A 12,380-nucleotide genomic window follows, 5' to 3' on the forward strand; every position below is an offset into this window, starting at 1 on the left:
TCTCCGAGCGAGAATTCAACACTCACGGCGAAGCAGTAGCCCTCATGGGGAATCTCGGCTCTCGGCTCTCGGTGCTACAGAGAGAAGGAGCCCTCGCCGGCTATCAAGTCGTAGCCCTTGTCGTACCAGGTGATTTCGAAGAAGAGGACATAGACCGCGATCTGGTGGAAGCCGTGACGCTGGGCCGCCTGCCGGCGATCTACTTGAATCTGACCTTCCATACGGCAAGCCCCAAGGTTCAAGACGAAGAGCTGCGCTCGCTTTTCGCGACGGCGGGTATGGTACTTGCCCTGAGAGTCAAGCCGAGCGGGGCGAGTCCGCATTCGGTGGCACCAGGCCCGGATCAAGGAATTTGAGCGCATCGGCGGAGAGCTTGCGAGGAGAATATCCGCCTCGGCAGGCGAGTGCCGCTACCGCACAGACATAGGGATCGAAGCACGGATAGCTTCTGGGATGGAACAAGCCCCAGTCCTCATCCTCCTGAATCCAGAAGTCCGCAACAACTTGAAGTGATTCCTCCGTGTCCACGTGCTTTCCTTGGGGAATACTCTCGGCCAGCTTCAGCCAGGCTTCATCCAATTCGTCTCGGCATTCGACACCCTGCAAGGGGAGTTCCGGATCAACAGTAAGTCGCCACAGGGTCGCGGCCTGGGCATCCGGTCCGGGTGGAGGCATTCTCGAAAATTCGCCCTTTCCGAAATCGGCCACTCAGTGCAGTGTACGCGGCGGCTTCGAGAACGTTTCCTCGGATCGCTGAACCCACGGAGGCCAAGGATGACCATGCCTGCCAAACATCGCGGTCGGCCCCAGCGGCACAGAAGAGAGAAGTCAGCTCCAGGCTTAATTCGTAAGCGTAGGACGCCGAATCAGGCAAATCGTCGGCCACCAGCTGACCTGCGAGCCAATCAATGTCCCGCTGTACATACTCCAGCGATTCGGCGTAGCGCTTCTCTGATCCCGTACGCCGCCGCGGTGCTGCGGGCAGAACCAGGCGGTCCGCCTTCCTGACAACCTGACTCGCGTATGATCCCGGCGAGCTCATCAAGAATTTCTGGGTGGGGGATCTTCACGGAAGCGCACAGGCGTCCCGTATCGCTCTCGGTAGAACTCGGACGCCGCGCCTGTCCAGGGTGGCGGGACAGCGCCCGGCGGTAGTTCCGCAGGAATTTTTGACGGATCCGTCATGATGCTCTCGTAGTAGTCCAGCCCTTGGGCGACCACCCATTGGGCAATATCATCGACATAATCTTCAGTGCGAGGACAAGTCAGATGTTCCGTGAATTCTTCATCCTTGAGGTCGGCAGCAGCCTCTTCGTAGATCCAATAGAACTCCACCAGATCAGCCTCGGAAAATCTTGCGATCCTAGAGTTCAGGGCATCCGGATCCTCTTTCCCCAGGCCGATCAGTTCCCAAAATTCCAGCCATTGCAGCACAGGGCGACCTATCTGTAGTCAACAGCGTTGGTATTGTAGCGGGTCATCCACTTGTACATCGCGCCCGTGGTGACATTCATTTCTGTCGCCGCAGCCCGCACGTTACCGGTAGATCTCGTCAGAACTTCGCGGACGGCGCCTTCTTCGGGAGGTGCGTTGGCGCGACGGAAGGATGGAGGGGCGGCGCCGTACGGGGGCACGAGTTCACCCCGCTCATTCCGATACCACCCTTCCGTTCTCAGTCGGCTTCCTCCGGGAAGGGATTCGAACGGGGTATCCGGACTTCGGACTCGACCCTCTTTCCCAATCTATCCGCTGCCCGTTGGTACCGGTCGAAGCGCGCGACAAGAGGTCGGCCGGACGTCGTTTCGCCCACTTTGAGGATCTCGCGGGTGTCCCCGTCCCTGACCACATACAGAATCTTGACGTCGACCGGGAGTTCAAGACTTCTATACTCTCCCGGGCCAATGATCTGCGGCTCGCTGACCGTTATCTCCAGCCTGCTGAAATCCGGCTCCTTTTCCAGTAGGGCAAGAATTCCTGCGTCCCGGCTGATGTCTCTCAGCTCGTCACCGAGGCGGCGTAATTCCGTCAGGCGGTCTGCGGGTTCCGCGAGATTTCCTTGAGCCACGCGCTCGTCCAACTTGTCGGGGCGTCCCCGACGAGGCGATGTCGAAGGTCGAGTCCTCGGTCCCCGTCGCCCAGAGCCTGGCCCGCGAGGGCCGACCGGCGCGGTGAAGGAGATCCAGGCCGAGACGGGATCGCCGCGCGGGGAGATAGAGCGGCGGAAACGGCCGAAGCAGCGGAAACGGCCGAGGCAGAGAGCGTAGGAAGGCGCGACATGACCACCACCATTCCCGGCGGAACCCTCACCCCGGCGAAGGGCCTGACGATCAGTCGCATGGGCTACGGAGCCATGCAACTGGCGGGACCCGGCGTCTTCGGCCCGCCCAAGGACCGCGACCAGGCGCTCGCCGTGCTGCGCGAGGCGGTGCGGCTCGGGATCACGCACATCGACACCAGCGACTTCTACGGCCCCACCGTCGTCAACGAACTCATCAAGGAAGCCCTGCACCCCTACCCCGCCGACCTGCGCATCGTCACCAAGGTCGGCGCCCGTCGCACCGACGACGGCATCTGGATCCCCGCGCTGAAGCCCACCGACCTCAAGACCCAGGTCCAGGAGAATCTGCGGCACCTCGGCCTGGCCGCCCTCGACGTGGTCAATCTGCGCCTGGGCACGGCCGAAGGCATCTCCGACCAGCCCCTCGCCGAACAGTTCGGCGCCCTGGCCGAGCTGCGCGAGCAGGGTCTGATCCGCCACCTCGGCCTCAGCAATGTCTCGGCCGTCCGGCTCACCGAGGCGCAGTCCATCGCGCCCGTCGGCACCGTGCAGAACCTCTACAACCTCGCCAACCGGGCGGACGACGCGCTCGTGGACCGCTGCGCGGCCGAGAACATCGCCTTCGCCTCGTTCTTCCCCCTCGGCGGCTTCAGCCCGTTGCAGTCCGAGACCCTGACGTCGGTCGCCGCCCGCCTGGACGCCGCGCCGCAACAGGTCGCCCTGGCCTGGCTGCTCCAGCGCTCGGCCACCACCGTCCTGATCCCCGGCACCTCGTCCGTCGCCCACCTGCGGGAGAACGTCGCCGCTGCCGAGCTGCGCCTGCCGGCCGACGCCGTCGCCGAACTCGACTCCATCGGCCGATAACCGCCTCGGCCACCACCAACTCGACCACCACGAAGGAGCACCGGCATGCCCCGAGCCGTCCGCTACGACCGCTACGGAACCGTCGACGTCCTGTACATCGCCGACGTCGCCACACCCGCCCCGGCCGCCGACGAGGTGGTCGTCGAAGTGGTCGTCGCCGGGCTCAATCCCGGCGAGATCCCGGTACGTGAGGGGCTCATGCACGACGTCTGGCCGGCCTCCTTCCCCTCCGGCCAGGGCAGCGACTTCGCGGGCCGCGTCGTCGCCGTGGGAAGCGCCGCGGGAAGCGCCGTGTCCACGCCTCCGATCGGCGCGGAGGTGATCGGGTTCACCGACCGGCGCGCCGCGCAGGCGGACTACGTCGCCGTCCCGGCGAACCAGGTGACGCCCAAGCCGGCGGCCGTCGACTGGGACGTGGCGGGGTCCCTGTTCGTGGCCGGCACCACCGCCTACGCGGCCGTCCGGGCCGTCGGGGCCGAGCCCGGCGAGACCGTCGCGGTCAGCGCCGCCGCCGGCGGCGTGGGCTCCCTGGCCGTCCAGTTGCTCCGCCGCCGGGGCGTGCGGGTCCTCGCCGTCGCGGGCGAGGCCAACCACGACTGGCTCGCCTCCCTCGGCGCGGTGCCGGTGGCGTACGGCGAGGGTGCCGAACGTGTCGAGGAACGGCTCCGTGCCGCTGCGCCCGAAGGCGTCGACGCGTTCATCGACGCGCACGGGGACGGCTACGTCGAACTCGCCATGAGGCTGGGTGTCGCCCCCGTACGGATCAACACGATCGCCGACTTCCCCGCCGCGCGGAAGTTCGGCACCAAGAGCGACGGGAGCGCTGCCGCGGCCAGTGCGGATGTCCTGGCCGAACTCGCCGCCCTGCTCGCCGAAGGCGAGATCACCGCCGCCGTCAGCGCCACGTACCCCATCGAGCGGGTCCGCGAGGCGTACACGGCGCTCGCCGGGCCGCACAGCCGGGGAAAGATCGTTCTACGGATGCGCTGACCGGCCTCCGCCGTACCCGCTGCCGCCGTACCCGCTGCTCCGCAGTTCCTCAGCTACTCAGCCCGGCGAGGTCCCTCCTGCGGCGGCAACAGCACTCCCTCCAGCATCAGTTGCAGGACTCGGGCGCTCGGGTCCCGGCCGGGGGCGGAGTGCTCCCGCACCCAGCCGGCCGCCGTCAGCAGGTCGAACAGCTCGTCGGGGGTGAGGTCCGGGCGGACCTCGCCCGCGTCCTGGGCGGCCCGCAGCAGGTCCGCGGCGCAGCGGTGCATGGCGGTGCAGGCCGTGTGCGAGGGGGTGCCCTCGTCGTACATCGCCTCGGTGAGGATGCCGACCAGGCCGCGGAACGTGCTGATGTGCGTCACCGCGCCGGCCATCCAGCCGGTGAGCGCGTCGAGCGGTTGGCTGTCGGCCGCCCGCCTGACGGCGTCGGCGACGAGCGCGTCGAGGCCGTCCCGGGTGGCGGCCTCGATGAGCGTGGCGCGGCTGGGAAAGTGCCGGTAGAGGGTGCCGATGGCGACGCCCGCCCGGCCGGCGATGTCCTCCAGTGAGGCGCCGGAGCCGTGGGCCGCGAAGGCCGCCCGGGCCGTGGCGAGAATCGCGTCGTAGTTGCGCCGGCCGTCGGCCCGCTTGGGGCGCTGGGCGATGAAGGGGGGCGCGTCCATGTCCGCTTCTCCCGCCGTTGACTACATGAGGACGCCTCAGCTTAACTGAGCGGCACAACCTGAGGTCTCCTCAGGTTACGGATCCGGGGCCGACGTCCCCGGACATCCCGTCATGCCGTCATGCCGTCATGCCGTCATGCCAGTCATGCCGCGACGAAGGAGGCACTTCCATGTCCACCGATACCAGCCCCCCGGATCCCGAACGCGCGGCCCGGCCCGTAGGGCGTCCCGCGCCCGGGAGGCTTGTGCTCCTCGCCGTCGTCGGAGCGGAGTTCATGCTCCAGTTGGACGGCACGATCGTGAATGTCGCGCTTCCGGGTGCCCAGTCGGACCTGGGGCTCGGGGTCACCGGCGGTTCGTGGGTCCTCAACGGCTTCTTCCTGGCCTTCGGCGGACTGCTCCTGCTCGCGGGGCGACTCGGCGACGTGCTCGGCCACCGCCGGCTCTTCCTCTTCGGCGTCGGCCTGGTCGGCGCCGCGTCGCTGCTGGCGGGGCTGGCACCGAACTTCCCCGTTCTCCTGGCCGGCCGGGTGCTGCAAGGCGCCGGAGCCGCCATCGCGGGACCCACCGGACTCGCCCTGCTGACCATCGAGTTCGACGGCGCGCGGCGGCAGCGGGCGTTCGGTCTGTACGCCGTGATCACCGGCCTGGGAGCGGTGGCCGGGATGATCCTCGGCGCTGTGCTGACCTGGATCGGCGACTGGCGCTGGACCCTGCTCGTGAACGTACCCGTGGCGCTGGCCATCGTCGTCGTCGGGAACAGGGTCCTGACCCGGGGCGGGCCCCCCGCCGCCGCCCGCCGCTCGCTGGGCCTGCCCAGTTCGACGCTGGTCACCGGCGCACTGGTGGCACTCGTGTACGGGCTGGTCCGGGCCGCCGAGGAAGGGTGGGGCGATACCGGAACGCTGATCTCGCTCGCCGCCGCGACCGCCCTCACGGGCGCGCTGCTGTACGTCGACCCGAGGTCCCCCGAACCCCTGCTCCCGCTGCGGGTGTTCACCAGCGCGGAGCGCGTCGGAGGCTTCCTCGGCCTGATGACGCTCGCCGCGGTACTGACCGGATTCCTCTTCTACCTGATCCAGTACCTGGACACCGCGCTCGGCTTCGGCCCACTGGAGACCGGACTCGCGATCCTCCCCTTCGGACTCGGCATGCTGCTCACCGTCCAACTGCTCAACACGTTCCTGGTGGGCATCAGCCGAAGGCTCCGCGCGGTCACCGGCCTGGCGGTGGTGCTGGCGGCCACACTCTGGCTCACCCGCCTGGACGGGCAGAGCGGCTACGCCACCGACGTACTGCCGCAGATCGTGCTGCTCGGTGCCGGCGTCGGAATGGCGATCGTCCCGGTCAACCTGACGATCCTGTCGACAACCCGCCCCGAGGACACGGGCATCACCGCGGGCATTCTGCAAGCCGCGCTGACCATCGGCGGCACCGTCGGCCTGGCCGTCCTGCTCATCCCGTTCACCGCGAACGGCGCGGACCCGAGCCGGACCGTCTCCGGCATGTTCGGCTGGGCGGCCGGCTTCGCCGCCCTGTCCCTGCTGCTCGTGACCGCGTTCTGGTTCGGGCCCCAACTCCGCCGAACACAAGGGGACTTTGTACGTCCCTCGTAGTCCACCACAGGCCGGAATGTGGCAAAGTCGTGCCGTGGATGAGCTGCGACCTCAGGATCCTGAACGAATAGGCGTGTGGCGGATTCTCGCCCGGCTCGGCGCCGGTGGCATGGGGCAGGTGTATCTCGGCCGTTCGCCGGGCGGCCGGCTGGTGGCCGTGAAGGTGATCCGTGACGAGATCAGTGACCATCCGGAGTCGCTGGCCCGGTTCCGGCGGGAAGCCGCGACCATGGAAGCCGTACGCAGCCCCTACGCCGCCCAGTTGATCGAGGCGTCCTTCGACGCCGCCCCGTACTGGCTGGCCACCGAGTACGTACCGGGACCCACGCTGCGCGCCGCCGTGCGCACGGGTGGCCCGTTCCCGCCCGAGAGTGCTCTGGGGCTGTTCGCCGCGCTCGCCGAGGGGCTGGCCACGGTCCATGTCCACGGGGTCACGCACCGGGACCTGAAACCGCAGAACGTCATCCTCGCGCCGCAAGGACCCCAGCTGATCGACTTCGGCATCGCCCGGGGAGTTGAGCGGACGATCCTCACCCGGACCGGAATGGCGCCGGGGACACCCGGCTACGCGGCGCCCGAGGTTCTCCTCCGTAATGAGGTCGGCCCGGCGGCGGACATCTTCGCGCTGGGAGCGACGATCGCCCACACCGTGACGGGTCGGCCTCCGTACGGAGGTGGCGACGCCTCGGCGGTGAGCTACCGCACCGTGCACGAAGACATCGACCTGGCGGGCGTACGAGACGATCTGGCCGCGCTGATCCGGCGATGCGTCGCCAAGGACCCGGCGGAACGGCCCGAGTTGGCCGCCGTGATCGCCGGATGCGCGGTGGACTCGGCGCTGGCCGACGATGTCCACTACCGCTCGGTGGCCCGCGACGCCGAAGTCGTACCGGAGGTGGAGGCGGAAGCGGTGGCGGAGCGCGTGTCCGTGGCCGATCCCGAATCCGACCCCGATCCCGATCCCGATCCCGATCCCGCCACGCAGCACGCCAAGCCCGCACGCTGGGGATACGACGAGACCACCCCGTACGCCGTACCGGACCGTCAGCCGCCTCCTCCTCCGCCTTCCCGGCCCGGACGGCGCAAGGGCTGGCTCACGGTATGCGCGGTGGCGCTCGTCGTGCCGTTGGCGTTCTGGCTGCTCCCCGAGCAGGGAGGCAACGAGCAGGACCCCGAAGCGGCGCCCAGCACCGGGGCCAGCACGACCACCACGTCCCGGCCGACCACCACGTCCCGGCCGACCACCACGTCCCGGCCGGCCACCAAGGCCCCGGCGGGACGCCCGCCGGACCACATCGTGAACGACCGTGTCTCGCAGGACCGCTGGGCCCTCTCGGACGATCCGAAGCAGGCCGCCCAGGGCATCGGCTTCTGCGATCTGGCCAGTTTCGCCAACTCCTCGCCGCCGATGGACCTACAGTCCTCCGTCTCGCACACCACCGGCTCGGGCACCGCGTCGGTGGCCCTGCGCCCCAAGACCGCCGGGAGCGGAAAACGCCCCGCGCCGTACTACGTGTCCGTCGGGATACGCCCTCCGCACGAGACCGACCGCACCACCGGCCGCCCCCTCAAGTCGGTCGGCAAGGGCATCGGCTTCACCAGCAAGCCCGTCGACCTCTACTCCCAGTGGTCCTCGGGCGGAACCATCAAACTCAGCTATCCCGACGACTTCCGGGCCCACTTCGGTGCCCGTACGGTCGACGCGATCCCGGTCGACGACGACCGGGGCGACTGGACCGTGGTGATCTACCACGTCGAGGACAGACCCACGAAGTACACATCCATCGTGTGCAGCGGCTTCCACGCCTAGTACTGCAACCGTGTTTGCTGTGACGATGGTTTAGTCACGGGCTGTGGCCTCGTCGTTTGTAGTGGCTGACGCGTGCTCGGTGCTGTGCTCGTCGCCGCCAGTGGGACCAGTGCAGGACCTGGGCGAGTGAGGGCAGGAGGCGTGCGGTGAGGTGGGCGGTCAGGCGGCGGATTTCGGGCAGGCTCAGTGGGACAAGGTACTGGTCAGCGGATCGTGAGCCCCCTTTTTCAGCTCCTGCGCACGGACCGTTGCCAGGTAGGCGTGGGCCGCCATGGCCAGCGTGATGTGCCGATACCAGGCGTGGTACTTGCGGACCTGGTAGTGGTCCAGGCCGCACTCGTTCTTCGCGGTCTGGAAGCATTCCTCGATCGTCCACCGGCGGCCGGCCACCACCAGCAGTGTGTTCAAGGTGGTGCCCTCGGGTGCGAAGCACACGTAGTAGGCGATCCCGGTGGGATCGGTGACGCTGCGACGGGCCAGAACCCAGTGCTCGACGCCCTCCTCACGCCAGGGCCGGATCGGTGCCCGGGCCCAGTCGTAGACCCGCTCGCCGTGGGCGCCCGACCCGCACGAGCGGCGTTTCCATGCCTGTCGGGGCAGGCCCGCCACCAGTTCCTCCACGACATGGTCCATGCGGGAGGCGGTTACGACAGTGTCGGTCCGACGGGTGGCCAGCACGTGGAACACCCCACGCTGTTCCAGCCAGTAGCGCAACCCCTTGACCTGCCCATATGCCTCGTCGGCCGTCAGCCACGCGAACGGCACCCGGGCTGCGAGGGTCCGTTCGATCATGGCCTTGGCGTGCTCGATCTTCGTGGCGAAGGTGACCTCGTCGGGGATCGCCGCGGTGCGGCAGCGGTCCCGGTCCTCGGTCCAGGACGCGGGCAGGTACAGCTCCCGGTCGATCAGCGTGTGGCCGACCTCGGTGGCGTAGGCCAGGAACGTGCCGACCTGGCTGTTCTCGATCCGGCCCGCCGTGCCCGTGTACTGGCGCTGGACACCGGCCGAGCGGACCCCCTTCTTCAAGAACCCGGTGTCGTCCACGACCAGGATCGCCTGCCGGTCACCGAGATGTTCCATCACGAACTCCCGCACATCGTCGCGGACTTCGTCGGCATCCCAGTCACACGTATTGAGCAGCCTCTGCAAACGGTCCGGCCGGTCATGCCCCGCGCGCTCAGCGACCGTCCACGCGTTCTTCCGCTCCAGCGACGACACCAACCCGCGCATGTAAGCCAGCGCCGACTCGCGGGGCTCCGAACGCTGAAAACGGTGCACAAACCGCTCGTGCACCTCTTCCAGCCCCACCGCCCACCGCCGCACGTCACCGATTTCGAGGTCCCCACCCATGACAAGCACAACGACCACGACGTCACGTCGTCACTGCAAACGCGGTTGCAGTACTAGTACTGCAACCGCGTTTGCAGTGGGCGTGTGGCGAAAGTGGCGCCGTCCGCCCGGAGGGCGGGGCCGACGGCGTCCGGTGCGTGCGATCGCAAGGCGGAGGATCGGCGTTGCCGATGGCCCGGCCGTACTTGGACGCCTTCGAAAACTCTGTCAACGCGGTGAGGGGGCACCTCCCGTGCCCCCTCGGGCTACGGGGGAGAGTGTGCGTGCCAGGCGTCGTCGGCCAGGGGGACTTTCGCAACACGCCCTAGCCAGGGGAGGACCCGAGGGCCGACCGCGCGGAGGCGACGAAGTCCCGCTTCGCGCCTTCGAGTTCATCCATCGTTCTGTTGAGCCGGAGGCCGTCGACCAGCTCACCGGCCGCGCGAGTGACCGTGTCCGGTCCCTCCAACGCCACCGCGCCAAAGGCACGTTGGAGTGCGGGGCCGTCGTCCGCCGCGCCGATTCCGGTGCGGCCGGTCAGCATGACGACTTCCGCCGCCGCGATGAAGTCGACGTAGGTCTGACGCCTCAGATCGAGCACGCGCACCGACCGCTGCTCGCCGAGTGTCAGCCGGACCGTGTGCAGCAGCGCGTCTGCCTGCCGGTCTCCCGCATGGCGTGCCGCCTCGGCCTGCCGTATGCCGGTACTTCGCGTGTACCACCCGGTTACCAGGCTGCCCGTCAGCGCCGCGCCTGCCGCGATCAACGCGATTCCCCACTCACTCATGGTGGCCATTCTTCCTGGCCGAGCGGGAAATCAAGCGGGATTCCGGGGACGTCCGCCACAGCGAAGTCCGGCGGTACGATCGGCGGATGCCGCCGACAGAGCCCACCGCGCCTGGTCTGATCTGCGGAAAAGGCATGTCCGAAGGGCAGTACGCGACTAGAATCGACCAAACTCGGGCGACGGGCGACGGGCGACGGGCGACGGGCGACGGGCGACGGGCGACGGGCGACGGGCGACGGGCGACGGGCGACGGGCGACGGGCGACGGGCGACGGGCGACGGGCGACGGGCGACGGGCGACGATGCTGACCGTTCTGTTCGCCGCGCGGTCCGCGATGGCGCTGCACAGGCTTCTTGATGTGCTGCCGGTGTTCGCCGGCGACGAGCGGGTCAGCAGAGTCTTCACCCTTGTGCCCGGTTCCGATTTCGGACTCGACGCGCTCGCCGACATCGAGCGGGCACACGCGCGCACCGTCCCCTGGGACGAGGCGTGCCGCACCACGTACGACCTGATCGTCACCGCGAGTCCCAAAGGCCCGCTGCACCTCCTGCGCGGACCCCGGGTGCTGCTCCCGCACGGCGCCGGCTTCAGCAAGAGCGTCCAGGGGGAAGGTTCCCGGGGGACGGCCTCCGGGCTGGACCCGGACTTCCTGCTCCGTGGCGGCACCGCGACGACGGCGCTGCACGCGTTGGCGCATCCCAGCCAGGTCGCCCGCCTGGCGGCGCTCAGCCCACGGGCGGCGGCGCGCGCCGCCGTGGTCGGGGACCCGACGCTGGACCGTATCCTCACGTCCCTGCCCCGGCGTGACGCGTATCGCGGTGCGCTGGGATCAGGTGCGCGGAAGCTGATCGTCCTGTCGTCCACCTGGGGTCCGGAGTCGCTGCTGGAGCGGCGCCCTTCCCTGCCCGCCGAACTCGCCGCCGGTCTTCCGCAGGACGCCTACCAACTCGCGCTCCTCGTGCACCCCAACCAGCGCAGCCGTACCGGCGACTTCGACCTCGCCGAACAGCTCGCGCCCGCGCTCGACGCGGGGATGGTCCTGGCCGGACCGTACGAGCACTGGGCGGCGGTGCTGGTGGCCGGCGACGCGCTGATCACCGACCACGGTTCGACCGCCCTGTACTTCGCCGCCGCGAAGGACCGTCCGATCCTCTCCGCGTACGACGGCGGCAAAAGCAACGGCAACGTCGGCAGCGGCAGCGGCAGCGGCGGTGAACTCATACCTGACAGCCCCATGGCCCAACTCCTGTCCCGCGTACCACGCTTGGACCACGGCGCCGCCGTCGAGGAGCAGTTGGCCCGCTACCGGCCGGGGACCGGGCGCACCGCCGCGACGTCCGCGTTCACCGGGCAGGGACAGGTCCTGGAAAGGCTCCGGCGGGAGTTCTACCGTCTGCTGGACCTCGCCCCTCCCGTGGCACCCGTCGCCCCGAGGCCGCTGCCTCCGCCCGCGCCTGCGGCCCGGGTGCCCGTCGCCTTCGCGGTGCGTGTCCAGGTGGGCGGTGCCCAGACGATGGTGGAACGGTTTTCCGCGCGTACGGACCTGGCGGCGCATCACCTCGCCGCGGAGCACGGCGCGGCGGGCGAACGGCACCTCCAGAGCGCCGGGTTGCTCTACCGGCGTACGGGCGGCGGGCCACCGGCCTCCCCGTACAGCGCGGTGTGGACGGTGGCCGGGTGGGTCGCGCACGTCCTCGACGCGTATCCGGGCTGCGGTACGGCAGCGGTCATCCTGTCTCCGGAAAACTGCCTGGTCCAGGCCCGGCACGGCACGCTGACATCCGTACGGATCGATGCCGCCCGGCAGGACGGCCGGGTCGTCCGTACCGACCCGGCGGCGGTCCTGTCAGCGGTTCACGCACAGCTCCGCACGCGGCCGGGACGGGGCGCGCCGGGCGCCGGACTCGCCATGTCGACCTGTGTGATCGGCGGCCTGCCGTACCGGGTGCGGCTGTCTCCCGCGACCCCGGAAGATGCCGCCCGCACCGTCTAGCTCAGTGACCGGGCGGGACGCGCACGCAGCCCGTCGGGCGATTGAGGACAG

At 69.1% G+C, this 12,380-nt stretch carries 12 protein-coding genes; 5 read left to right on the forward strand and 7 right to left on the reverse strand.

The genetic code is table 11. The annotated features are described in order from the left end of the window. Window positions 1-74: 74 nt before the first annotated feature. The 4 genes from OG700_RS07190 to OG700_RS07205 all read right to left on the reverse strand — a co-directional run bounded on the left by OG700_RS07190 (window position 75) and on the right by OG700_RS07205 (window position 2,077). Complete coding sequence (locus OG700_RS07190; protein ID WP_405610616.1) at window positions 75-221, reverse strand: hypothetical protein; 147 nt, start codon at window positions 219-221, stop codon at window positions 75-77. Between the two features lie 76 nt (window positions 222-297). After that, window positions 298-708 carry a hypothetical protein gene (locus OG700_RS07195; protein WP_405610619.1) on the reverse strand — a complete coding sequence of 137 codons (411 nt, stop codon included), beginning with the start codon at window positions 706-708 and terminating at the stop codon, window positions 298-300. Window positions 709-1,041: 333 nt separating this feature from the next. Then, window positions 1,042-1,434, reverse strand: coding sequence for a DUF4240 domain-containing protein (locus OG700_RS07200; RefSeq protein WP_405610622.1), 393 nt, complete (start codon window positions 1,432-1,434; stop codon window positions 1,042-1,044). 238 nt (window positions 1,435-1,672) lie between these two features. Continuing rightward, window positions 1,673-2,077 carry a hypothetical protein gene (locus OG700_RS07205; RefSeq protein WP_405610625.1) on the reverse strand — a complete coding sequence of 135 codons (405 nt, stop codon included), beginning with the start codon at window positions 2,075-2,077 and terminating at the stop codon, window positions 1,673-1,675. Window positions 2,078-2,275: 198 nt separating this feature from the next. On the opposite strand from OG700_RS07205, the gene OG700_RS07210 reads away from it, so the two are divergent. Together OG700_RS07210 and OG700_RS07215 are read left to right on the forward strand one after the other, a co-directional pair. Then, on the forward strand, window positions 2,276-3,142 hold the full coding sequence (locus tag OG700_RS07210; protein WP_405610628.1) for an oxidoreductase: 867 nt from the start codon (window positions 2,276-2,278) through the stop codon (window positions 3,140-3,142). A 45-nt stretch (window positions 3,143-3,187) separates the two neighbouring features. Continuing rightward, a complete protein-coding gene (locus OG700_RS07215) occupies window positions 3,188-4,132 on the forward strand; it encodes an NADP-dependent oxidoreductase (RefSeq protein WP_405610631.1) in 945 nt (314 codons plus the stop codon). 53 nt (window positions 4,133-4,185) lie between these two features. Here OG700_RS07215 and OG700_RS07220 read toward each other — a convergent pair whose 3' ends face one another. Continuing rightward, the gene (locus OG700_RS07220) at window positions 4,186-4,794 is read right to left on the reverse strand and encodes a TetR/AcrR family transcriptional regulator (RefSeq protein WP_405610634.1); all 609 of its coding nucleotides are present in this window, start codon (window positions 4,792-4,794) and stop codon (window positions 4,186-4,188) included. A gap of 170 nt (window positions 4,795-4,964) precedes the next feature. On the opposite strand from OG700_RS07220, the gene OG700_RS07225 reads away from it, so the two are divergent. Then, entirely contained in the window at window positions 4,965-6,410 is a 1,446-nt protein-coding gene (locus OG700_RS07225) for an MFS transporter (protein ID WP_405610637.1), read from the forward strand. 34 nt (window positions 6,411-6,444) lie between these two features. Further along, window positions 6,445-8,220: a serine/threonine-protein kinase gene (locus OG700_RS07230; RefSeq protein WP_405610640.1), complete on the forward strand. Its 1,776-nt coding sequence runs from the start codon at window positions 6,445-6,447 to the stop codon at window positions 8,218-8,220. A gap of 183 nt (window positions 8,221-8,403) precedes the next feature. On the opposite strand, the gene OG700_RS07235 is transcribed toward OG700_RS07230, so the two are convergent. Next, entirely contained in the window at window positions 8,404-9,570 is a 1,167-nt protein-coding gene (locus OG700_RS07235) for an IS701 family transposase (RefSeq protein WP_405621376.1), read from the reverse strand. Between the two features lie 304 nt (window positions 9,571-9,874). Continuing rightward, window positions 9,875-10,336, reverse strand: coding sequence for a hypothetical protein (locus OG700_RS07240; protein ID WP_405610643.1), 462 nt, complete (start codon window positions 10,334-10,336; stop codon window positions 9,875-9,877). A 301-nt stretch (window positions 10,337-10,637) separates the two neighbouring features. On the opposite strand from OG700_RS07240, the gene OG700_RS07245 reads away from it, so the two are divergent. Continuing rightward, a complete protein-coding gene (locus OG700_RS07245; RefSeq protein WP_405610646.1) occupies window positions 10,638-12,329 on the forward strand; it encodes a translation initiation factor 2 in 1,692 nt (563 codons plus the stop codon). Window positions 12,330-12,380 lie beyond the last annotated feature (51 nt).

This window comes from Streptomyces sp. NBC_01508, from assembly GCF_045040315.1.
In the GTDB taxonomy this organism is placed as follows: domain Bacteria; phylum Actinomycetota; class Actinomycetes; order Streptomycetales; family Streptomycetaceae; genus Streptomyces.

Bases quoted from the DNA above. Each gene is read 5' to 3' on its own strand.
- OG700_RS07235 (WP_405621376.1), bottom strand. From the start codon at position 9,570: ATGGGTGGGGACCTCGAAATCGGTGACGTGCGGCGGTGGGCGGTGGGG.
- OG700_RS07220 (WP_405610634.1), bottom strand. From the start codon at position 4,794: ATGGACGCGCCCCCCTTCATCGCCCAGCGCCCCAAGCGGGCCGACGGC.
- OG700_RS07245 (WP_405610646.1), top strand. From the start codon at position 10,638: ATGCTGACCGTTCTGTTCGCCGCGCGGTCCGCGATGGCGCTGCACAGG.
- OG700_RS07215 (WP_405610631.1), top strand. From the start codon at position 3,188: ATGCCCCGAGCCGTCCGCTACGACCGCTACGGAACCGTCGACGTCCTG.
- OG700_RS07225 (WP_405610637.1), top strand. From the start codon at position 4,965: ATGTCCACCGATACCAGCCCCCCGGATCCCGAACGCGCGGCCCGGCCC.
- OG700_RS07190 (WP_405610616.1), bottom strand. From the start codon at position 221: ATGGAAGGTCAGATTCAAGTAGATCGCCGGCAGGCGGCCCAGCGTCAC.
- OG700_RS07240 (WP_405610643.1), bottom strand. From the start codon at position 10,336: ATGAGTGAGTGGGGAATCGCGTTGATCGCGGCAGGCGCGGCGCTGACG.
- OG700_RS07210 (WP_405610628.1), top strand. From the start codon at position 2,276: ATGACCACCACCATTCCCGGCGGAACCCTCACCCCGGCGAAGGGCCTG.